This is a genomic window from Levilactobacillus zymae DSM 19395 (genome assembly GCF_001434115.1).
GTDB classification, from domain to species: Bacteria; Bacillota; Bacilli; order Lactobacillales; family Lactobacillaceae; genus Levilactobacillus; species Levilactobacillus zymae.
On record NZ_AZDW01000017.1, the window covers coordinates 1 to 21,154 of the forward strand.

General features: G+C 54.4%; 20 protein-coding genes. 4 read left to right on the top strand and 16 right to left on the bottom strand.

Annotated features, from left to right (window positions below; translation table 11 throughout):
- Positions 1-266: 266 nt before the first annotated feature.
- Entirely contained in the window at positions 267-554 is a 288-nt protein-coding gene (locus FD38_RS04145) for a hypothetical protein (RefSeq protein ID WP_057731491.1), read from the bottom strand.
- Between the two features lie 327 nt (positions 555-881).
- Here FD38_RS04145 and FD38_RS04150 point away from each other — a divergent pair, with 327 nt between their 5' ends.
- The 3 genes from FD38_RS04150 (at position 882) to FD38_RS04160 (ending at position 3,276) form a co-directional block, all read left to right on the top strand.
- Positions 882-1,574, top strand: coding sequence for a response regulator transcription factor (locus tag FD38_RS04150; protein ID WP_057731493.1), 693 nt, complete (start codon positions 882-884; stop codon positions 1,572-1,574).
- On the top strand, positions 1,574-2,941 hold the full coding sequence (locus tag FD38_RS04155) for a sensor histidine kinase (RefSeq protein ID WP_057731498.1): 1,368 nt from the start codon (positions 1,574-1,576) through the stop codon (positions 2,939-2,941). Before FD38_RS04150 ends, FD38_RS04155 begins: the two co-directional genes overlap by 1 nt.
- A gap of 92 nt (positions 2,942-3,033) precedes the next feature.
- Positions 3,034-3,276: a hypothetical protein gene (locus FD38_RS04160; protein WP_057731500.1), complete on the top strand. Its 243-nt coding sequence runs from the start codon at positions 3,034-3,036 to the stop codon at positions 3,274-3,276.
- A gap of 73 nt (positions 3,277-3,349) precedes the next feature.
- Here the strand turns inward: FD38_RS04160 and FD38_RS04165 are convergent, their stop codons facing one another.
- Positions 3,350-4,309: a hypothetical protein gene (locus tag FD38_RS04165; RefSeq protein ID WP_057731502.1), complete on the bottom strand. Its 960-nt coding sequence runs from the start codon at positions 4,307-4,309 to the stop codon at positions 3,350-3,352.
- 254 nt (positions 4,310-4,563) lie between these two features.
- Complete coding sequence (locus tag FD38_RS04170; RefSeq protein WP_057731504.1) at positions 4,564-6,096, bottom strand: glycoside hydrolase family 30 protein; 1,533 nt, start codon at positions 6,094-6,096, stop codon at positions 4,564-4,566.
- 217 nt (positions 6,097-6,313) lie between these two features.
- Between FD38_RS04170 and FD38_RS04175 the strand changes: the two genes are divergently transcribed.
- Positions 6,314-7,198, top strand: a complete 885-nt coding sequence (locus FD38_RS04175) for an AraC family transcriptional regulator (protein ID WP_057731506.1) — start codon at positions 6,314-6,316, stop codon at positions 7,196-7,198.
- A gap of 408 nt (positions 7,199-7,606) precedes the next feature.
- Here FD38_RS04175 and FD38_RS04180 read toward each other — a convergent pair whose 3' ends face one another.
- The 13 genes from FD38_RS04180 to FD38_RS04240 all read right to left on the bottom strand — a co-directional run bounded on the left by FD38_RS04180 (position 7,607) and on the right by FD38_RS04240 (position 21,049).
- The gene (locus FD38_RS04180; protein ID WP_057731510.1) at positions 7,607-8,029 is read right to left on the bottom strand and encodes a hypothetical protein; all 423 of its coding nucleotides are present in this window, start codon (positions 8,027-8,029) and stop codon (positions 7,607-7,609) included.
- A gap of 197 nt (positions 8,030-8,226) precedes the next feature.
- On the bottom strand, positions 8,227-9,642 hold the full coding sequence (locus tag FD38_RS04185; RefSeq protein ID WP_057731512.1) for an MFS transporter: 1,416 nt from the start codon (positions 9,640-9,642) through the stop codon (positions 8,227-8,229).
- A gap of 19 nt (positions 9,643-9,661) precedes the next feature.
- Positions 9,662-10,075 (bottom strand): MarR family winged helix-turn-helix transcriptional regulator, encoded by a 414-nt coding sequence (locus tag FD38_RS04190; RefSeq protein WP_057731515.1) that lies wholly within the window; start codon positions 10,073-10,075, stop codon positions 9,662-9,664.
- A 142-nt stretch (positions 10,076-10,217) separates the two neighbouring features.
- The gene (locus FD38_RS04195) at positions 10,218-11,135 is read right to left on the bottom strand and encodes a magnesium transporter CorA family protein (RefSeq protein WP_057731516.1); all 918 of its coding nucleotides are present in this window, start codon (positions 11,133-11,135) and stop codon (positions 10,218-10,220) included.
- Positions 11,136-11,641: 506 nt separating this feature from the next.
- Complete coding sequence (gene pnuC, locus FD38_RS04200) at positions 11,642-12,397, bottom strand: nicotinamide riboside transporter PnuC (RefSeq protein WP_057731518.1); 756 nt, start codon at positions 12,395-12,397, stop codon at positions 11,642-11,644.
- Between the two features lie 332 nt (positions 12,398-12,729).
- The gene (locus tag FD38_RS04205; protein ID WP_057731521.1) at positions 12,730-13,200 is read right to left on the bottom strand and encodes a MarR family winged helix-turn-helix transcriptional regulator; all 471 of its coding nucleotides are present in this window, start codon (positions 13,198-13,200) and stop codon (positions 12,730-12,732) included.
- A 241-nt stretch (positions 13,201-13,441) separates the two neighbouring features.
- Positions 13,442-15,082, bottom strand: coding sequence for an alpha-glucosidase (locus FD38_RS04210; RefSeq protein WP_057731523.1), 1,641 nt, complete (start codon positions 15,080-15,082; stop codon positions 13,442-13,444).
- Positions 15,083-15,385: 303 nt separating this feature from the next.
- Positions 15,386-16,780, bottom strand: coding sequence for an FAD-binding oxidoreductase (locus FD38_RS04215; protein ID WP_057731526.1), 1,395 nt, complete (start codon positions 16,778-16,780; stop codon positions 15,386-15,388).
- 200 nt (positions 16,781-16,980) lie between these two features.
- On the bottom strand, positions 16,981-17,640 hold the full coding sequence (locus FD38_RS04220; protein ID WP_057731529.1) for an ABC transporter ATP-binding protein: 660 nt from the start codon (positions 17,638-17,640) through the stop codon (positions 16,981-16,983).
- Between the two features lie 11 nt (positions 17,641-17,651).
- Positions 17,652-19,121 carry an ABC transporter permease gene (locus FD38_RS04225; RefSeq protein ID WP_057731532.1) on the bottom strand — a complete coding sequence of 490 codons (1,470 nt, stop codon included), beginning with the start codon at positions 19,119-19,121 and terminating at the stop codon, positions 17,652-17,654.
- 109 nt (positions 19,122-19,230) lie between these two features.
- Positions 19,231-19,443 (bottom strand): hypothetical protein, encoded by a 213-nt coding sequence (locus FD38_RS04230; protein ID WP_057731535.1) that lies wholly within the window; start codon positions 19,441-19,443, stop codon positions 19,231-19,233.
- A gap of 11 nt (positions 19,444-19,454) precedes the next feature.
- Entirely contained in the window at positions 19,455-19,679 is a 225-nt protein-coding gene (locus tag FD38_RS04235) for a hypothetical protein (protein WP_147007855.1), read from the bottom strand.
- A gap of 149 nt (positions 19,680-19,828) precedes the next feature.
- Positions 19,829-21,049: an AI-2E family transporter gene (locus FD38_RS04240; RefSeq protein WP_057731540.1), complete on the bottom strand. Its 1,221-nt coding sequence runs from the start codon at positions 21,047-21,049 to the stop codon at positions 19,829-19,831.
- Positions 21,050-21,154 lie beyond the last annotated feature (105 nt).

Sequence of the window (21,154 nt, forward strand, 5' to 3'; positions counted from 1 at the left end):
CATAGGAGCACCCCGTCGGGTAACTTCTATGCCTCTAAGCTTAGTATTTTTAGATTGACCCGTTTACTTGACGCAGGCAATCCCCTTCTTACTGTATTTTGGCTGCTATGAACAAAGTGAGTGTCTCTAGCAAACGTAATTTCTGAGTAAAGTCTAAAAAGTTGCTCAGACAAAAAATCAGTAACGGTCCCGCCGCTACTGGTCTTTAGTCTTCTAGTCTGCTGTTTGGTTTGGAGGAAGAAACTTGAGAGGGAGAAAACTGGGGGTTATTTCAGCTGGCTGTCCTTGTGCTTTTGGTCAAGATTCAACGCACTGGCGTCAACCGCCGTTTGGACTTGCGTCGAAAGTTGCTTAGCACTCGTCCGCTTGAGGTGGATTTTCGTCATCTGGACCGTGGCTGCGGGACGGTCGTTTAAGGTGATTGTAGCTTGGACGGGTTCAGCCGTCACCGTGGTCTTGGTTGCGGCGGAAGCTCCCGCGGAAGTTGCCATCAACATCGTTGCCGTCATCGTCCCCAACATTACCTTTTTGATCATTGACGTTAATTTTTTCATCATTACCACTCCTCAATGGATTTGTTAGTGTTAAGCTGTTCGCTTTCGATGTATTAGTTATACCATCGTGCGCCCTACCAAATCTTGAAGCTTCTTTAAGCTTAAAATATGAATTTCTTATTTTCGAAACCGGTTAACATGCTAAAATACGGTTAAACCCACTCATAGCGCTTGATTCGTTCTTTAAGTGGGCCACTTATTTTCTCACCTTAACGGGTGAAATTTCTAACTTACTGGTATTTGTTAAGCTCTCCGGGGTAAGCTTTATCTATTAAGGGGGCGCCCGGTCCCCGTCACTATTCTCGTCACTAAAGGAGTTTTTTCCCTATGAAAAATACCATTTTATTAGTCGAAGATGAAGAAGGCCTCGCCAGTTACGTGGCCAAAGAATTAACGTTCGAAGATTTTCAGGTCTTAACCGCCGCTGACGGAGAAGCCGCCTGGGAAACCTATCAGCAGCACAAAGATGACCTTCTATTAGTGCTACTCGACTGGATGCTGCCGAAGATGGACGGCATGGAGGTCCTGCGACGCATCCGTAAACACGACGAACTGCCCGTCATCATGATGACCGCCCGCGATTACCTGGGCGACAAGGTCACCGGCCTGGACAACGGGGCCGACGACTACATCACCAAACCATTTGAAATCGAAGAACTCCTGGCCCGCATTCGGGTCATCCAACGGCGTACCGCTCACCAAAGCGGCCTGGACCAGACCTACCACGTGGCCGACCTGACCCTGGTCACCAAGACCCGCCAGGTCACCCGGGGAACCGAGACCTTACAACTGACCCAACGGGAATACGACTTACTCCTCTTCTTGATGCGTCATCCCGGCCAAGTCTTCACCCGCGACGAACTGCTCGACAACGTCTGGGGGGTCGACTTCCTGGGACAACAAAACGTGGTCGATGTCTACATCGGCTACCTGCGTAACAAAATCGACGTGGCCGACCTGCCGCCGTTGTTCCACACGATTCGCGGAGTCGGCTACAGCTTAAAGGAAGCTGATGCCTGATGAAAAAAGTTGCTCAACCACCGCGTTCCTACGCGGATATCATCCGCCGGTCGTTTACCAGTCTCCTACTGACCATCGGGCTAATCATCGTGTTGACCGTCTCCGTGACCCTGACGATTGACCAGCTGGTGCGGGCCCAGGAACAGGCCGCGCGGCTCAGTGCCAACCTGCAAGTTACCCAGGTCAGTAATTTTCAAGACTGGTTGACCGTCAACCGGGGCAGTGGGCTGAACTCCCACAACACCTTTATTTTAATCAAGAACACCAACGGCTCCACCACTTCGCTGCTCCCCAACGGGAAAAATCCGACGCTCGCCGGGAGTTGGCAGGTCCCGTTCACCCACCTGATCTACATTAAGAAGATGGGGCTCTACTTCTCGGAGACCCTGACCGCGGGCAATAAAACCTACCTGCTCTACATCGGGATGCACGTTCTGTTGGGCAACCTGCACGTGTTGATTGCCGTGCTGATCATCGCCATCGGCCTAAGTCTCCTGATTGGCCTGCTCTTTGTTCGGCGGCTAGCCAACCGCATCAGTCAGCCGACCATCGAGCTGGCCCACGCGGCCCAACAGGCGGCGGCCAACCCCGAGGTCACCCAACCGAAGCTCCCGCAACCCACCGAACCCGTAGAAATCAACCAACTAGCGAAAGACTTCAACCAACTATTGGCCGCCCAAAACGACCGGCTGCGTCACGAGCGCCAGTTTATTTCCGACGCCTCGCACGAACTACGCACACCCATCGCCACGATTCGGGGCAACATCAAGTTGATTGAACGCCACAGCGCCAAGCACCCCGAGGTCATCCCCGAGTCGCTGGGTTTCATCGACCAGGAGTCCCTGCGGATGCAACACCTGATTGAAAACCTGCTCCACCTCTCGCGCGCCGACCGGGCCACCGTCGACCTTCAAGCCCTCGACGTGGCGACCCTGGCGCAGGGCGTGGTCAACCACTACCAGCCATTAGTCTCGCAACCGTTGACCTTTGACGGGCCGGACCATCCGGCCATGGCGCTGGGCGACACCGACATGTTGCACCAGATTCTGACCGCCCTATTAGACAACGCCCACAAGTATTCGCCGGACGACCAGGGCATCACGGTCACCGTGGCCCAGGCCGAAAACACCGTGACTCTGGCCGTGGCCGACCACGGGCGGGGTATCAGTGACGCCGACCGCCAGCACATCTTCGAGCGGTTCTACCGGGTCGACGCCTCGCGCTCCAACCAGGTAGAAGGTAGCGGTCTTGGCCTCTCGATCGTCGCCCAACTGGTCCAGCTCAACCAGGGTCAGATTGCCGTGACGGCGAACCAACCCCAAGGAACCGTCTTTACCGTTACATTACAGGCCGCCCCACAATCCTAAGAAATTCTCAGACAATCCTTAACGAAAAGCGATAACTTTCAGCCGATGTTTCCGCTATACTGAATTCATCAACTGAAAGGAAGCGTCTTAATATGCTGATTGATAACAACCCGCAAATCCACACCATTACCCCCGCCCAGATTACCAAGGTCTTCTACCCTTACGTGATTGCGAAGACGGAAGCTGGGCGTTACGTCAACATTAACCTGAGCGATAAGGAACGCCGGGACCCCCTGTTTTGGGAGTCCATCGCCAACATCGCCAAGGCCAAGTTATGGGTCCCGGTGGGCGAACGGTTCCACCAACTCCTCTCGTATGACTGGATGCTGGTCTAAACTTCAAATTAAACCACTAACGCCGCTCGGCATCACCGGGCGGCGTTTTTTCTGTCAGACACTCCGATTGGCTTTAGTCATCACTATCCGGAATATCCTCGTTATTTTCCATCTCATGAACCTGACCGTACTTGGCTGGATAATTCATAATGATTAACGTGGCCACTTTATGATTCGGCAGGAACTCTACCGTGTAGCCAATCTTGACCGGCGTGAAGTAGTTGGCCGACGTGATGCCGTCGATGCCATAGGCGCCTTCATCGGGACCATTATGGTACTCCAGATTCATGTACGACGACCATCCCTGATTCGTTTCCCGCATATACATGACCTGATAGCGGTTCGGGCCGTACCCAAAGTGGACGATGCCGTGTTGGCGCAACAGCTCTTGCAGTAAAACGTTATCCGGGCGGTCACCCGTATCATCATCTTCAGCCATCCAGGCCGAGACGGCATTGGTGTTCGCAAAGGGTGCGGGCAGCAGAACGTTTTTCATCAGGTATTGGGCGAAGGCCGTGTACTGCGGATCAAGCGTGGCCCCGTGACCCAACTCGGCGACCGCTTGCTGGGCGGGCGAGTCGGGCAACGGCGTCCGGTGAGCAAAGTCAGCCAACGTGAGCCCCTGGGTGGCACTAGACGGAGTCGATTGTGCGGCACCGGTGGGACCTCCAGGAATCAGGTACCCCCGCCAAATCCAACCGGCCGTGGTCTCGTTTTGGTTGTGGACGTGATAGTAGATATCCTCGGTCTTGGTGTCACGGTTGTAGAGCTTTTCGTGGGCGTCCGTGATCCAGGTCACCCCGGTCGTTGCCTGGTTTAACCCGTACCGCACGCCTAGATGTTCGGAGTACCGCGCCCCGGTCGCCCGATTATGGTAGACGTGAGCGCCCATTCGGGTCCGCCAAATCAAACGAACACTCGCGGACCGGGCCGCCGAATAATTCCGACTGCTGGCCATGGCCGGGGCCGTCGCGCCCGTCCACAGGCCAACGCCCGCTAAACTCGCTAATCCTAATTGCATGATTTTATTCATACTGAGACTCCTTTCACTAAGCAGTGTAGTCAGTCTGCGCCATGAAAGACGTCTGAGGGGCCTAGACTTACCAGGTTTGAACGGTCGGTCAATCATGCTACGAACTAGCTCAAGGGGTGATGGATTTCTTGTCAACGCTATGGTTGCCATGCAAAAACGGGTCTTCAGCCCTGAAATGACTGAAAACCCGTTTTGAACTGTTTAAATTTAGTGACCGTTTCCGGTTCATTATTGACCGAATTAGTCCGAAAACCCTAGTATTCGTCCGGTGCCTTGTCCGAGGCGTTGAACGGCGATGGGTTCAACTTGAACTCATCATCAACCGGAATCGTCGAGTCGTTCAACTCGCCGTTGGATTTGTGTAACGTGACCGTGCCGTAAGCCGGAACCGTCACGTTTTGCCAGTTGGCGCCGTCCCCGTTGACCGTGACCGCCGCCGTCAAGGGTTGGTCGGTCGGGTTGTACAGGTGCGCCGTGATGTCACCGGTCGGGCTCAAGAAGGCTACGGAGCCCAAGCTACCGGTATAGCCGTCTCTGGTGTAGTTGGTCGAGCCAATCACCTTAGAGCCCACCGGGACGTCTTGACCGAAGTTGCGCAACATGAAGTATTCCAGGTTCCGTTGCACCTTCCCGGTGGTGTGGTCGATGGTCACGACCCCCTCACGGCCGGTCGAATCGGCGGCGTTTGGCAAGCCCCGTTCGTCCAAGGCCAGGTTCCACAGGGTGATCATGTTCAAGCCGTTGTGGACCAGCCAGTTACCGATGACCCCAAACATGATATTGGCGGCTTCCTTGACGGGGTCGGTCATCATGCAGCGCCGTTCGGTCATCACGACCTGCCAGTTAGGAAAGGCGCGACTAGCCTTGTAGAAGTTGTCGTACGGCCCGGAGTAGGTGTGTACGGCAATTCCATCGAAGGCGGCGGCTTGAGCCGGCGTCACTTCGTCGGTGATGGGCTTGGTGATGGCGTGGAAACTGTCATCTAACAAGTAGAGCTTGGTGTCCGGGTACGACCGGTTCAAAGCCGGCCGCAGGTAATCGTAGCCAAACTTCGCTAATTCGGGGACCGTCCAGATCATGGCTGGCCAGTGGGCGGCGTTAGACGGTTCGTTTTGGATCGTTAACCCGTAAATCGGAATGCCCAACTTCCGGTAAGCGTCGATGTAGCGAACGAAGTATTGCGCGTAGATGTATTCGAACCGGTTTTCCTCAGTGTAGCCGTTGCCGGTAAATTCGCCGAAGCGTAACCGGCCGCCGTGAGTCAGGTGCTGGGTGTCCTTCATCCAGGCCGGGGCGGACCACGGTGAAGCGATGACCTTCACGGCCGGGTTGATTTTCAGGATGGCCTGCAGGACGGGGACGATGTGTTTCAGGTCTTTGGTGGCATCCTTGGCACCCGGTTGGCCCTCACCAATTGAGAACTTTTCTAAGGTCGCATCGTGTTCACCGGCCGGCACGTCGTCGTAGGTATAGAAGTCTTGACTCTGGAAGTCACAGGACCCTAACGGCACCCGCACGCTGGAAAAGCCCCCCTGTTCGGGATCGAAGAGTTCGTGGAGTAGCTTGTCGCGTTGGGCCGCATCCATCACGTCCCAAATCAGGTAGGCCGCCGAATCGGTGATGGCCGCCCCGGCACCTAACCAGTCTTGGTGCTGGTCGGTCGGATCGATGATGATCTTTTTCGCGTCCGCCGCGGCGTCCCGATAAGCCGGTGTGGCCAAGTGGTCCCGCCGTTGTGTCAGGTCACCCGCAGTCGCTGTCCAAAATTCATTTTTAAACTTTTGCATACCCGTATGCCTCCGTAGGACCCCACGTGGCCGCAAGGGGGTCTTTAGTCTTAACAGCCGGCCAACTGTGCGTTTTCATCAGATTACAGCTTTAATTGTAATCGTTTTCACAGGCGCCGTCCATAGCCATCGCTACCCTGAATTTGTCCAAATGGAAACTTCTAGTTGTGTTAGCTGTTGCGACCTGCTAGGCTGAAAACAAAGGAAGTGTCGCGTCATGGCCCAACAGCCCCTCTTTCAAACCATCGAATCCAACATCTACCTCCACGGCGGCCACCTGCAACGCAACCAATTTCCCAGTTGGCACTATCCGCGAGAAAAACACCAGCTGTTCGAACTGATCGCCGTGATGCAGGGGCAGGTCACCCAATTCATGGGCCCGCGCAAACGGGTCCTGCTCCCCGGCGACGCCATCATCATCACGCCGGAAACCTGGCACGAGAGTTTTAACTTTTACGGCGCGCAGTTGCAATTCTTCTGCGTGCATTTCAACGTGGGCGACCTGGCCTTAAAGACCCGAATCATCCAAAACCTGGGCAACACCGTCCTACCCAAGGACACCGCCGTGGCTCAGGCGGCCCAACGTTTCGCCCAGGACGTGGTGGCCCTAGATACCGTCCACCTGGCGACCACCGAACAAAAACTCCGCACGGAAATCGCCTTTCTGCACTTCATGGTCGCCCTCGCCCACAACAAATCGGTCCTGACCGGCCAACACGAATACCCCGAACGCGACGTGGTCTTGGCCCAGCAGTTGGCCAGCCACTTGACCGACGAGACCGGACCGCAACCCCCGACCTTTCTGCAGGTCTGCGCCCAACTCAACATCAGTTCTACCTACGGGCACCGCATCTTCAAGCGCGTGTACGGGGTCACCCCCAAGACCTACGCTAGCGAGCGCCGGTTCAGCCAAGCCAAGGGGCTCTTGGAGATTGGGGAAAATTCGATTGCCGACGTCGCTCGCCAGACCCATTTCAGCAGTCAAGCCAGCTTCAGTAAGCAATTCAAACAATGGGCCGGGATGACGCCCAGCGCCTTTCGCCGGACCACCCACCGGGACCAAGCCACGGCCGATTATTTACGCCCACACACTAAAAAATGAGCTGAAAGGCGGTTAGCACTCGTTCCGACACCAATTGTCAGGAAAAATAAAAAAGGCCTTATCCCAAGCGGGACAAAGTCGCAGTAGTAGCTTGCATGAATAGACCATCTTTCAGTACTGTTCTATATATTCCACGCTCCATTTAGCCGTGAGGGCGGTCCTGAAGGGGCTCAGTGGTGTCGTTTGGGTTATTCGGGGTTCTTTCCCGGATTACCCAAAGGCCGAGCTTGAAGACCTGGCACTTTCAGGGCTTCAAGTCGTGCCCACCACGATCCAGCCCCTTCAGGACCAACCGGTAAGGCGGATAATTTCCACAATCTGCCCTTGACTAAAAGCAGTAAAAGGAGCCTGAGAATTCCATCTCAGACTCCTTTTCAAACTGATATCAGACAGGTCAAATTCGGTCCTCTACCGCTCAATCGGTTTACCCTGAATCTCCGCCTTGCGAATCAAGTCGCGGCGGGTCTGGTAAGGTAAGATTCTGGTCTTGTGAGCCACGCACCCATCAACGGTGCCGCCCATTCCGGCCAGAAAGAAGCTCATGGCGTTCCAGATGGCTTGCGGCCAATCCGGGTTAAAGTTCATCGCCAACAACGCGAGTAACGCGAAGAAAGCGAGATCGATCAAGGCCAGAGCCCCCTGGCGATTGACTCGGTTGAAGTACGGATAGTTCCGCGTGAACAGTCCGTCCACAACCAAGAGGGCCACGATGGTCCCCAAAGCCATTCGTAAGGAATGCCCCTGGTTAAAGTAGTAGGCTGTGCTAAACAGAATCATGAATGTCAGATAGAGCCAAAAGGCGTGAAACGCGTATCGCCAATCAAATTTCATCGTGATCACCTCGATTTATTGGGGGAGTTAGTCCCTCTAAATTGAGTGTAAGTTTATCACGTGAAAGCCTTTCCTGAACACCACCGATACTTCTATGGTTAAGACACCGGCACTACTAACCTACCGGGCTGGAACGGCTTTCTTAGTCGTCCCCTTAACGATGAAAACCATTACCAAATTTAACCTAAATCGCCTGATTATTTTTTGGTAAAGGTTCCGGTCTGGCCCAAAGCCCAGAGCATGGTGAACCAGGCAATCGCACTGGTCACCACCAGCACCAACAGCGCCGTTTGGGAGCCGCTGGCCGTCTTGATGGCCGTGGTCGACCCGGCAACGGCTTGGCTGGCCGCGATGATGGCCGAGACCAACGCCGTGCCCATGGCCCCGGAGAACTGTTGCAGCGAGTTCATCAGGGCGTTCCCATCGGCCTTCAAGTCGCCGGACAGGTGTTTCAGGCCGCTGGTCATCATGTTCCCGAAGCCCAGGCCGATGCCGATCATGTAGATCACGTACAGGCTCAGAATCATCCAGGCGCTAAGGTGCCGCGCCAATAACGTCATGCCGAGTAGCGCCAGGACAGCCAAGGCCAGACCAAGTAGAATCGGCCGTTTAGCCCCGAAGTGGTCCAGAATCTGGCCCCCCACGGGTGCGAAGCAGGCCCCAATCACGGAACCGGGCAAGACCACCAGGCCCGCCAGAAACGCCGTGCGGTGGTCGACCAGTTGCAGGTAGTTGGGGAGAATAAACGACAGGCCCAGTGAGGCAATCTGAATCAGGAAGAACGCCAGCAGGTGACCGCTGAATGCCTTATTCTTCAAGGCCTGTAAGTGAATTAATGGCGCGTCTAACCGCAATGAACGGTGGCTGAAGTAAATCAGGCCCACGATGCCTAACGCCAACGACCCCGCCACGGACAGGCTGAGCCAGGCGTGACTGCTGATGGCGCTAAACCCGTAGATCAGGCCGCTAAAGGTCACGATGATGCCCAACATGCTGGGCCAATCAAAGGGCGTCCGCTGGGTCGGCGTGACTTGTTGGATGGTTTTGACCCCCACGAAAAACGAGGCCACCAGAAACGGGACCAGAATCCAGAAAATGTAGCGCCAGTTCAGCGCGGTGACCAGAATCCCCCCGTAAGTTGGGCCAATCGCCGGGCCGATGGCGGTGACCAACGTCCCGATGCCGGTCATCAGGCCAATCCGGCTGAGCGGGACCTGTTCCAGGATGATGTTAAACATTAGGGGTAAGGCGATCCCGGTCCCGAACCCCTGAATCGCCCGGCCAGCGAGCAGAATCGGGAACGTAGGGGCCACCCCGTCGATGACGATGCCGGCGATAAATAACAGGTTAGCCGTGATGAAGAGCCCCTTCATCGGGAAACGCCGTTTGAAGTAGGAAGACACCGGCACGATGCAGGCCACGATCAAAAGATACAACGTGGTCATCCACTGGACCGTGCCGGTGGTGATGTGAAATTGCCGCATTAAGGTCGGAAACGTGATGTTCATCGCCGTTTCCACGATGACCCCGCTCAACGACATCAGGCCGGTCGCGAGGATCGCGCCGATGACTCGGGGTTCGATGTGATCAGATTTTACCGTTTGGGTTGCCATGAAAGACGTCCTTTCTGAATTACCATTGTTTGATGCGTTGCAGCGCTTGCCGAAACCCAGCCGCCGCCTCGGGTGAGAGACCCGCGACCATTTTGGCGTCCTGCTGTTCCAAATGAGCCGTAATCACGGGGACCAGTTCGCGACCCTTCGTGGTGAGTTCGAGTTGCCGTTTACGACTGTCGCTGACCGCGACCACCCGCGTCACCAGCTGCCGGTCGACCATCCGCCGGACTAATAACGATGCCGTCGACCGTTGAATCGCAAATTCGTGTTCGACGTCGACTTGGTAGGTCGTGGTCGTCCCCCGCCGCGCCAGGTAATCGATCACCGACATCTGCATGCCGGTCAACCCGTACGGCCGGGCAAAGTTGTTCAGTTCCAAGTTCATCTGATTCGTAGCGTCCCGTAACAGTCCGCCTAATCGTGGTGTCATGAGTTCATCTCCTTATTTCGTTAGTCAGCTAACAATTATAAGCCAATTCTCTGAAAATACAACGGGAATTAGCGCAAAACTCCATAAAAAAATTGCTGGTGGGTTCACCAACAATTTTAAAGAAATTAGAATACCTTCAGTTTTACCAGAAGTGCCGGTGGCGCAGGTACTGGGCAATCCCCACCATGAAGCCCACGGTAATCGCAATCGTGAAGATCCACGAGATTGGGCTATTCGCGATGGGCAGCTTAACGTTCATGCCGTAAAACCCGGTCACAATCGTGGGAATCGTCAGCACCAACGACCAAATCGTTAAGAACTTCATGGTGTCGTTCAGGTTATTGTTCAAGACGTTATTAAAGGTACTCGAGATGCGGTCCACGACGTCGGCCTCGGTGGCCGTCATTTCGGAGGTCTGCCGGGCTTCAATCACAGCATCCATCAGGAGTTCGCGGTTCTTATCCGAGAGCTGCTTGCCAAACGGCGTGTTGTCCAGGTTGATCACCATCATGGTGTTGTTGCGCGTGGCACTGACGAAGTACGCCAGGCTTTGTTGCAGGTTGGACAGCGCGATTAAGTCCTTGTTATCGGGCGACTGGTTCAGTTGCCGGTCCAACCGGTTTTGTTCCGCGTTGATCCGGCGAATCGGGCCAATGAATTGGTCAAACAGGATAAAGAAACTGATCAACACGAACTGGTTGGTGTCCGTGATGGTTTCGCGTTTAAGTTTTTCTTCGAGGAGTTCGTTGACCCACTGCGTCCGCTTGGTCGTAATGGTAAAGACCCGGTTGCCCTTCAGCAGCAACGTAATGGGCCGGGTGATCGACCGCTGGGCCACTTCGTCGATCACCACGGGCACGTGCAAGACGAACAGCTGGGTGTTGAGGTACTCGTCACGGTCGTAGTGGGAACGTTCATTTTCATCGGTCACGTAGGTCAAAATCTCATCGGTCAGCCCGTAAGCCTGTTGGAGTTTCTGCCGGTCGGCATCCTGCTCCACCAGCGTTTCGACCCAGACCAGACTCTGGTCGTCCGTTCCCAATTTGCGTTCGACAATCATGTGCGCGTCCTCCATCTTCACTAAATATAATTTTAGTATGCGTAATACTAGTTAGGCTACTTTCACTGGCTGAACTTTGGAAAATAAAATTCACCAAAGAATTAAGCGTAACCGGATTTTCACCCTAACTCTTTTATCTACTAGAATTGATCTTAAAAATCAGCTACTAATGTAATAACCATTCGCTATCGTTTAATCAAAACTATTTGAACTGCTGGTGCATCCAGTGTGAGCTGGAGGGCCAGTCAGAAATGGGCTCAGGGGTGAAATTTGCTTTGGCCGGTGTTTTTTACCGACCTAGGCAAAGGTCGGTCTTCAAGACCTGGGCTACGGGCTTGAATCCGTGCCCACCCCGTTCCAGCCCGTTGCTGGCTGGCCCGGAAGCGCTGAACCCTGCTAGATTAATTCTTTAAGACGCCATCTAATATTACATATAATTTTAGTGTACCACGCGCCCAGCAAAAAAGTGATGCCGGTCGTTAAAACCGCACCACTTCCCGTCAAACTTAATTAGTTTCGTGCGCCAGTTGCCCCGCATAGGCCGTTTCTTGGGCCATGACGCGGTGCCGTTCCTTCTCGTTGTACCACGGTGATACCGTGAAGGCCAAGATGTCGTTGACCAGGTAGATAGAACTGTTGATGAACATCGCCAGCGTGGCCGAGCCCTGCCGGAAGGAAATGAACCACAGGACCATCTGGGCCACCCCGGACGCCAACCACCAGATGTACTGGTTGTTAAAGCGTAAGAAGCAGATGACCCCGGCGGTCAGGCTAATCGCAAAACTGATGGCGTCGATCCAGGGCCGCGGGTCGTCGGTAAAGGTACCAATCCCCCAGCCGGAAACCAGGTAGATGACCACTGTCGACGTCAGGGCAATCACCCAACTTCGCCCGGTAAACCGCCGAATCTTGGCGGCCATGTTGACGTTCCAGTTGGCACTGATCAACACGGGAATGTCCAGCGTAGCCACGTAGGCCAGCTGTTCGAAGATACTGAGATAGTTTTTCGCTGCGTAGCCGGTAATGATAAAACAAATTGCCGACAGCACCCCCAGCACCCCGTTGACGGACTTGGCCGCGTTAATGGCCAAGACGCACAGGACGCCCAGAGTGGTGCCGATAAAGGTCAGGATGGTGAGCGGCGTGATGGCTTGGCCGACCAGCGTCATGACCTGACAACCCAGGCTAAAGAAGAATAAGTAATAGTTCTGTTGGGGCCAACCTTTTAATTGGTGGGCCAAAAACTGAAAATAATGTTGCATGCGAAAAACGCTCCCTCATCGTTTGATTCGCCACATGTGGTATTTTATCCGGATGATTTTAAAAATAGATACAATATATTGTATGCCGCCTTTGAGACAACGTTTTTGATTATAGCATGAAAATTCGCGCTGACCAGCCCGTTTTGAAAATTGTTTCATGCTCGTTTGGCGCTCAGAAAACGTTACCATGCCAGTTCTACGGACCGTGAAACGCCTTTGACGAGAGTTGAATGTTCTCACACATTCACCAATGTGGGGGACTAATTGCAAAAAAAATAGCCTTCCCATAAGGAAGACTAGTAATTATTGTATAACGTTTTACTTATATGAAACTACTTTTGTTGCGTGTCAGCCGCGCCCCGGGCCGTGACGGCCGCCAACATTTGGGTCAGTTGGCCCATGGTCAGCGGACTGCCGCTATCGTTTAACGCCACGTCGCTCATCAACTTAGTCGCCGATTGCAACACCTTGTAGCAATCGATTTCCAATTGTTCGCCACTCGCCGTTAACGACAACGGCCGCACGCGCCGGTCGGTCGATTCGTAACTTTGCACCACGTAACCGCGCCGAATCAGCTGAGAAATCCCCCGCGAAACGGCCGCCCGGGAAATACCCCGACTATCCGCCACCGTTGCGGACGTCAGCTTACCCGGTTGTTCTAAAATTTGGTGCAATATTGCAAACTGGTCCACCGAAATCCCCGTCATTCGTTGGAACCGCGTGGCTGACTTTTCTAATTCACGCTTTAAAGCCATGTAGGCTTCAAAAAAACTTTCTGCATGTACAGTCTTACTCTCTGCCATTGTATCAGATCCTTATCTCCACTTTATCGGTCAGGGGTCCAACGATGAACATGGCCGACTAATGATTAAATAATTCACAACCCCATAAAATTATCTATACAATTGATAATAAAGAACATTGAGGTAAAAAGCAAGGCCTACATTCATAAATTCCGTATAAAAGTGATATCGTAAACCTTTTCAAGGTGGCAAGAGATCGTGATTTTTCTGACCGGGTGACCACACTTGCCCGTCAAGTCGCCTATTCTAATTGTCGGAGATGGTAGAGCCGGGCCTCCCAGGGCTGAATCTGCTGGGCGTCCGAATCCGAATCAACTAATAAGTTCGTTAAAATGAGTTCACTGGCGGTCAAATCAAATTCCTGCGTCGTCGCAATCTGACTACTCATGTTGACCATTACCAACCAATTGTCACCGTTGTATGTTCGGCGATAAACGTAGAGTTGGTCGTCGTAGGTGTCGATCAACTCGTAGCGCCCCGTTTGGAGGGCGGGGACGGATTGTTTGACCCGAATCAATTGTTGGTAGAACGTCAGGACCGATAATGGGTCGTGACTCTCACGTTCCACGTTGCGTTGCGCCACGTCCGGCCCCATGTCGATCCAGGGCGTCGTGGTGGAGAAGCCCCCGTACGCCTTGCCGGTCCACGGAATGGGCGTCCGCGCATTATCCCGGCTTTTGGCGGCGAGCTGCTTCAACGTGTTGGCCACCGGGGCGCCGGTCGCTAACTGACGGTGATAGTAGTTACAGCTATCGAGGTCCCGGTACTGGTCGATCCGCGTGAAGTCGGCGTTGGTCAAGCCTAATTCCTGACCCTGATAGATAAACGGCGTGCCCTTCATCAACATGTACCACATGCCCAGCGCTTGTGCCGAGCGGCGAGGATAATCGACCGCGTCCCCGTAATAGGACACGGCGCGCGGCAAATCGTGATTTTCGATAAACAACGCGCTCCACCCGTGCCCTTCTAAGGCGACCTGCCACTTGGTCAGGTTCGCCCGTAAGGCCGCCACCGGTAGCTTCGGCTCCGCCATTTCCCAGAAATGCACGTGGTCAAATTCCAACAGGAGGTCGAAAAAGCCAGTGGTCGGGTCCAGCCATTGCTTGGCCGTGGTCATGTCGACGCCCCCGGCCTCCCCAATCGTCAACAGGTGATTAGCGGTGAGGACCGGGCGCAAAGCCGCCAAGTACGGGGCCACACCCGCGAGATTCTGGTAATAACCCGTTCGGGGGTCGGTAACGTCCGCAAAGTCGGCACGCTTCTTCAGGTGGGTCACCCCATCTAACCGGAAACCGTCCACGTGGCGGTCCGCCCACCACTGGATAATCTGAACCATCTCTTGTTGAACCCGCGGATTTTCCCAGTTAAGATCTGGTTGGGCCGTGGCAAACGAGTGGAGGTAGGCCTCATGCGTCGCCGGATTAGGCTGCCAGGCCGAGTCGCCGAACACGGATTGCCAATTGTTTGGCGGTGTCTGCCCATCGCTGGGTTGCCAAATATAGTAATCGTGGTAGGGATTAGTCCGGCTCTGCCGCGCTGCTCGAAACCACGGGTGTTGAGCCGAGGTGTGGTTCAAGGCCAGGTCAATGACCACCTTGATGCCGGCAGCGTGCAAAGCCGCGACTAGCTCCTCAAAATCGGCTAAGGTGCCGAATTGGGGATCGACCCCACAGTAATCCGTGACGTCGTAACCACTATCCACGTGACCGGAGGGATAAAAGGACGCTAGCCAGACGAAATCAACCCCCAAATCTTTAAGATAGTTAATCTTAGCTTGGACGCCGGGCAGGTCCCCAACGCCGTCGTGATTACTATCGAAAAAGCTCTGCGGATAAATCTGATAGCCAACGGCGTGACGCCACCATTGTTGCGTATCGGTCATGGTCATCTTCCTTTCGTGGACTTCGGAGTTGGCAACCGGTTGTGCAGGTCGTCGTCAGTTGTTGCATTCGCTTTCAATTGTAACTTTTCTCGGCGCGTTTGTCCGCTGGATTGGCCAATTTTATAACCAATCTTCGCTTGTTGATGATACGCCACCCCCGCCGCGCCGTCTAGAAATTTTGCTGAATCTTATTAAATTATATTATAATTAATATTATACTAATGGAATATTCCGTTATAACTTATAAATTTAAAACGCCCGACTTCCGTTGTTACCGGAAACCGGGCGTTACCCACATTAACTTTAATCAATTTTACGTTTAGGATTCAACAGGTTCATGGGGTCGAACAAGGTCTTGATCTGGTGTTGTAGGTAGTCCACGTTGTCCCCCAATTCGGGATTGTTCCACTGGTTCTTCATCATCCCCACGGCGTGTTCGCCGGAGATGGTTCCGCCCAGTTCCAGGGTCTTGCGGAAGATGCGTCGCAGGGCTTCCAGCACGGCCGCCGGAACCTCGGGTTGGTCTTGGGGCCACACGAAGCTGGGGTGGACGTTGCCGTCGCCCGCGTGTCCGGCGGTGTAGATCTTGAGACCAAGATCTTGACCCACTTGCTGGATGTAGTCCATCATCGGCGCCAACTGGGACAGCGGCATAGCCATGTCTTCCATCAAGTGATTCTGACCCGCAAAGACGGCCGGTAACATGTCGCGGCGGAGCTGTTCCAACTTCGCCTGTTCATCAGCGTCGGCGGTCACCTGGACGTGTTGACCGTGGTACTTGGCCAAGAGGTCTTCGAGGACCTGGACGTTGTCGTCGCTACTGCCGTCCAAGCGGAAAATCAACATGGCCCCACTATTGTCGGCGTAGTGGGTCTTTTCGTACTTATCCAACGCAATCACGGTGTTGCCGTCCAAGGCTTCCAACATGGTCGGGTAGACCCCGGACATCCGAATGGCGGTGACGCCCTGGGCCAACGCGGCCATGTCCTCGAAGAAGGCCAGGCCCATGATCGACTTTCCCAGCGGAATCGGCATTAATTTGACCGTGATTTCGTAAACGATGCCCAGTGTGCCTTCGGAGCCCACAAACAACTGCGTCAAATCGTACCCAAAGGCCTGTTTCAGGGTCCGGCCCCCTAACGTGACGGTCCGCCCGTCCGCCAAAACGGCCTTCAGCCCCAACACGTTATCCTTGGTGGCCCCGTAACGGACGGTGCTCATCCCACCTGCATTAGTCGCGACGTTGCCCCCAATGGAGGAAAACAGCTTAGAACCGGGATCCGGCGCATAGAACAGCCCCTGCTTCCGAGCTTCCTGATCGAGGTCGCCGTTCACAACACCGGGTTGCACCACGGCCACGGAATCTTCCTTACTGATTTCCAGAATCTGGTTCAGCCGCCGGGTCGACAGGATAATGGCCCCGTCAATGCCGTCGGACCCCACCACGGTGCTAGTCGCGGTCGTTTGGGGCACCACCGGAATGTGGTATTTCCGGGCCACGGCCAAAACGCCCTGGATGTCCGCCACACTTTGGACCTCGACGAACGCTCGGGCCAGGCCGCTTTCCACACCGGACGCGTTGGGGTTAAAGGATTGTTTCTTCAAAATCGTCGGGTCCGTGGTCACGGTCCCATCCTGGACTCGCGCGGTTAAATCAGCGAGAATGTCATCGTTCGAATACGCACTAAAAACTGTCATCAGCTTTACCTTCTTCGTTAGGATAGATTCAAACTTGCGATTATTATAGAACTAAATTTTAACCAAACCTAGTATTTTTATCTTTGGGTCAGACCAATTGAAAGCTTGCGGTTACAGGCTTTCTGCCCATCAACCAGCTGAGTAACCCAAAAGTGACCCTGATTCCAAAATTCGGGAATCAGGGTCACTTTGACGTTAGCTTAGGCTAACTGCGTAAATTGTTTGTTTTCCAAGCGGTATTGGTGGTCACACTGCGCAGCCACGTCCGGTTCGTGAGTCACGATGATCACGCACTTTTGTTGGTCGTGGGCAATCTTCTGGAACTGGGCAATCACCGCGTTGGTGTTGTCCTCGTCCAGGTTCCCGGTGGGTTCATCGGCCACCACCAATTTGGCGTCACACGCCATGGTGCGGGCAATCGCTACCCGTTGTTGCTGGCCCCCGGAGAGGTGCTGGACGTTACGGGTAATCAGGTCTTCGCCGATGCCCAGGTCCCGCAGAATCTGACCGGCGTAGGCCTTGTCCCCCGCGTGTTCGGCGTTCGTAATCGCCATGGCCGTCAGCAAGTTGTCTAACGGCGACATGTAGGTGAACAGGTTGTAGGCCTGAAAGACGATGGCCACGTCATGGCGCCGATAATTGGTCAGGCCAATCTTTTTTAGGGACCGGTCGCCCAAAAAGATTTCGCCGTCCTTGGGGCGGTCGAGACCGGCAATCAGCGACAGAAAGGTGGTCTTCCCGGTCCCACTGTGTCCGAGAATCGCGTAGGACTGGCCCACTTCAAATTCCAGGTTGACGTCTTTAAATAGGGGTTGGCTGGCATCTTGGTACCAGTAACTTAAATCCTTGGTTTTTAACATGGTCCGCCTCCTTAGGAAATCAGCACTTTACGGGGTTCGAGTCGCAGGATCCCGCCCGACGCAATCATGATCGACAGGAAGGTAATCGCCAACCCAAAGCCGCCCAGTTCCGCCAGGTCCACCGCACTCACGGTGATGGCTAACTTGGTATCGGCCTTCGTCGTGCTATTGGACGACGATCCGGGACCACCCGTATGACCGCTCTGGCCACCGGGTTGCCCGCCACCTTGGTTTCCGCCGCCCGGTTGGCCGGACGTGGTACTCGTGGTCTGGGTGGTCGTGGCCGTCTGGGAAACCAATTGGCTCCCCAGCTGGTTGCCGACAAACTTGCCACCAGCTCCGGCAATCGCTAGGGCGACGACCAGCACCATGATCATCTCGGTGAAGAACTGCGCCACAATCTTCCAGCGCGCTTCACCTAGAGACAGGAGCACCCCGATTTCAAACCGGCGTTCGCGGATCATCAGGATGACGATCAACGCCAAGATAATGGTCCCGGCGATGGCGACCAACCAAACGATCTTGTTGGCAAAGCTTTCGACACTGCTCATCGACGCCTTGACCGTCTGGTAACTGGCATCGTCGGTACTCAACGTGTACTTGCTGGTACTGATCAGTTGGTTCCCGGCCTTCTTCACGCTGCTGACCTTGCTAGGCGTCGTCACGTTAAAGGTCACGGAATCCGCCGTGCCCGCGTACTTGCTGCCTTTGATGCTATTAGCCAGGGTGTAGGACGTGTAAACCGTGTTCGACGGGTCGGTACTCATCGGACCGGCCGTGCTGGAAGAACTCGAGCTGGCCTTGTAGATGCCGACGATCTTGACCTTAACCGTGGTCTTGCTCCCGGTCGTCTGCTTAAAGGTCATGGTGTCGCCAACGCTTAAGTTGTTCTGGCTCGCCAGTTCCTTTTCAATCACCACGTGGTTGGTATTCTTGTCACTTGCGGTGATGCCGCGCCCCTTCACAATCTTACTTTGCTTATCGCTAAAGTCGCTGGTCAGACTGGTCGCCGTGACCCCATCGATTTGGGTGTCACCGGAGCTACTGCTACCGGACTTCATGCCACCGGGGCCGCCACTGTTGCTACCACCCATCCCGGTACTGGTCGACACCGTATCGTAGGACTTGGCGTTCGCCGAGGTGGTACTGGTGACGTTATAACTGCCGACGTTGCTCAACTTGGCAATCTTGGTCGCGTCACTTAACTTCACCGGCGTCAGCGTCAGCTTGGGACGGCTGCTGGTCGAACTCGACGAGCTGCTGCTTTTACGCATCTGCTTGAACGCCGCTTGCCGGTTTGCCGACAAGGTCACGGTAGCCCCCACATCGGCCTTCGCCTGATTGGTGGCCTTAATCGCCGCGCTCCGAATCAAGAGCCCGGCTAAGACGAACATTAGGATTGCCGCCGATACCAGAATCAACAGTATCGACCGGCCCTTCTTGGCCCAGACATTTAGCCAGGCCCGTTTACAAAAATTCACTTGGGTCGCCTCCATTCACTTTTTGACAGGGGTCGTCAAAAGCCATGTTACGGTTATAGCAAATGGGGCTTATCGCTAACTAAAAATGATTGCGGCCGTTAATAAATCGTTAAGCCTTGGGCGCTGGATGGTGCCAGTGCAACCAGCCCGACCAAAGCGCGCAGATCAGACTCAACCCTAAGAAAAACGCCGCCACGGAACCCGATAACTGCTGTTTCTGCGCGGTTGTTACCACCCGAAAGAACGGCTGGTCGCTAAACCACCACATGATCAGCGCGTCCAACAACCAAACAACCGTTAACCAGTGAAGTGCTTGTCGCATGCTGTTTCCCCCTATTTCTTCGTTGTTCGCTTCAGCCGACGACGCAAATAGACCGAGTACCCCAGTGCCCCGCATCCCAGGACCAAGCAGAGCGTCGCCGTCGACCCATCAACAAAAATTCCCCGCGGTCCCACGGAAAACGTCACGAACGCCGGTTTGACCAACACGCCTAAGATACCGGAAGCCAATAACAACAGGCCACCTAACCACCGCCAAATCATCACCATCTGTGCCATCATCATTTCCCTCCACAACTTTTTCTTCAGGATAGCATGGCGGGCCGATTAACCGTGCAATTGTGAGACTAAGTGGTTCTTGGGTTCAATCGACCAGCCTTTAAAATACTAAACGGCCCACCGTCAAACCGACGATGGGCCGAACAGATTTACTTTTTAGGGGCCGGGGTCGGGGGTTCCGGCGCGTCCGGCGTTGGGGTGGTGGTCAACGCCTCGTTGTCCGGCAGCACATCCGGATACAACGCGGAGTATTCCTGGTACCAGTGGAAGGTGGTAATGACGAAGACCTTCAGCACGGCAAACCCGGGAACCCCCAAGATCACCCCGGTCAGGCCAAACATCTTACCGGCTGCCAGTAAAACGAAGACGATGGTAATCGGGTGCATTTCAAGACTGTTGCCCATGATCAGTGGCGACAGGACCTGCGTTTCCAGAACCCATTCGACCAGGTAAACGATGACCACACCCAGTAACATGGATGGACTGGTAATCGCCCCGATGATCAGGGCGGGCAGTAACGCGATGGCCGACCCGAAGTACGGAATCAGGTTCAACGGTCCGGCGATGACCCCCAACAACAGCGCGTATTTCAGCCCGATAATCGAATAACCGGTGGTAAAGATGATCAAGACGCACAACGCCACGGTCAGTTGGCCCCGGATGTAGGAACTCACCTTGACGTTCATCTGGTCAAGCATCACGATGAAGCGGTCCCGGTAGGCCGTGGGCACCACTCGACTGATGAACTGGGGGAACCGACTGCCGTCCTTTAACATGAAGAACAGGACCAGCGGCGCGGTAATCAACGTGATGACCCAGTCGCTGACCGTGGTCACCACGTTACCGATCGAACTCAGCGTCCCGGTCAGTAGGTTCCAGCCCCGCTTCGAGAAGTAGGTGGTGACCCGTTGGTTGATCTCGTTTAAATTATCGTTGGTCAGCCAATGGTGTTGCTGGTTGGCCTGGTTGAGTTGATGCATGATGTCGTTGGCAAATTGCGGCAACGACCCGATCATACTGGCGGTCTGACGGGTCAGAAACGGAATCAAACTCAGAAAGATCAAGACCAGAATCGCAATGGTGAGGACCAACGCAATCGTGATGGCCAGCCCTTCCTTGATATGTAGTCGCCGTTCCATGAAGTGCACGAACGGGTCCAGCACGTAAAACAGAATCCCCGCCACAATAATCGCGGGGGCGGCGATGCCGATGAACCGCCAGACCGGGTCCAGCAAGCCGGCGTTTTGAACGAGACCGTGAACCACTAATAGGAAGAGAAAGAGGTTTAACAATAAAATTGTAATGTGATTATTCAAAAATCGTTGGTAGAACCAGGAAAAGCCCGATTCGGGTTGGCGCCACTTATTCAAAGGTCATTCCCCCTGCTAAATTTCAATACCCCTAGTTTACGGCCTGAACTTAAGCTTGACTAGTCTTAAACCTCCAAATGCTGAAAAAAGCCGGTTGCTGCAAAC

Coding starts and splice junctions, on each gene's coding strand:
- FD38_RS04145 (WP_057731491.1), bottom strand. CDS start 554: ATGAAAAAATTAACGTCAATGATCAAAAAGGTAATGTTGGGGACGATG.
- FD38_RS04150 (WP_057731493.1), top strand. CDS start 882: ATGAAAAATACCATTTTATTAGTCGAAGATGAAGAAGGCCTCGCCAGT.
- FD38_RS04155 (WP_057731498.1), top strand. CDS start 1,574: ATGAAAAAAGTTGCTCAACCACCGCGTTCCTACGCGGATATCATCCGC.
- FD38_RS04160 (WP_057731500.1), top strand. CDS start 3,034: ATGCTGATTGATAACAACCCGCAAATCCACACCATTACCCCCGCCCAG.
- FD38_RS04165 (WP_057731502.1), bottom strand. CDS start 4,309: ATGAATAAAATCATGCAATTAGGATTAGCGAGTTTAGCGGGCGTTGGC.
- FD38_RS04170 (WP_057731504.1), bottom strand. CDS start 6,096: ATGCAAAAGTTTAAAAATGAATTTTGGACAGCGACTGCGGGTGACCTG.
- FD38_RS04175 (WP_057731506.1), top strand. CDS start 6,314: ATGGCCCAACAGCCCCTCTTTCAAACCATCGAATCCAACATCTACCTC.
- FD38_RS04180 (WP_057731510.1), bottom strand. CDS start 8,029: ATGAAATTTGATTGGCGATACGCGTTTCACGCCTTTTGGCTCTATCTG.
- FD38_RS04185 (WP_057731512.1), bottom strand. CDS start 9,642: ATGGCAACCCAAACGGTAAAATCTGATCACATCGAACCCCGAGTCATC.
- FD38_RS04190 (WP_057731515.1), bottom strand. CDS start 10,075: ATGACACCACGATTAGGCGGACTGTTACGGGACGCTACGAATCAGATG.
- FD38_RS04195 (WP_057731516.1), bottom strand. CDS start 11,135: ATGATTGTCGAACGCAAATTGGGAACGGACGACCAGAGTCTGGTCTGG.
- pnuC (WP_057731518.1), bottom strand. CDS start 12,397: ATGCAACATTATTTTCAGTTTTTGGCCCACCAATTAAAAGGTTGGCCC.
- FD38_RS04205 (WP_057731521.1), bottom strand. CDS start 13,200: ATGGCAGAGAGTAAGACTGTACATGCAGAAAGTTTTTTTGAAGCCTAC.
- FD38_RS04210 (WP_057731523.1), bottom strand. CDS start 15,082: ATGACCGATACGCAACAATGGTGGCGTCACGCCGTTGGCTATCAGATT.
- FD38_RS04215 (WP_057731526.1), bottom strand. CDS start 16,780: ATGACAGTTTTTAGTGCGTATTCGAACGATGACATTCTCGCTGATTTA.
- FD38_RS04220 (WP_057731529.1), bottom strand. CDS start 17,640: ATGTTAAAAACCAAGGATTTAAGTTACTGGTACCAAGATGCCAGCCAA.
- FD38_RS04230 (WP_057731535.1), bottom strand. CDS start 19,443: ATGCGACAAGCACTTCACTGGTTAACGGTTGTTTGGTTGTTGGACGCG.
- FD38_RS04235 (WP_147007855.1), bottom strand. CDS start 19,679: ATGGCACAGATGGTGATGATTTGGCGGTGGTTAGGTGGCCTGTTGTTA.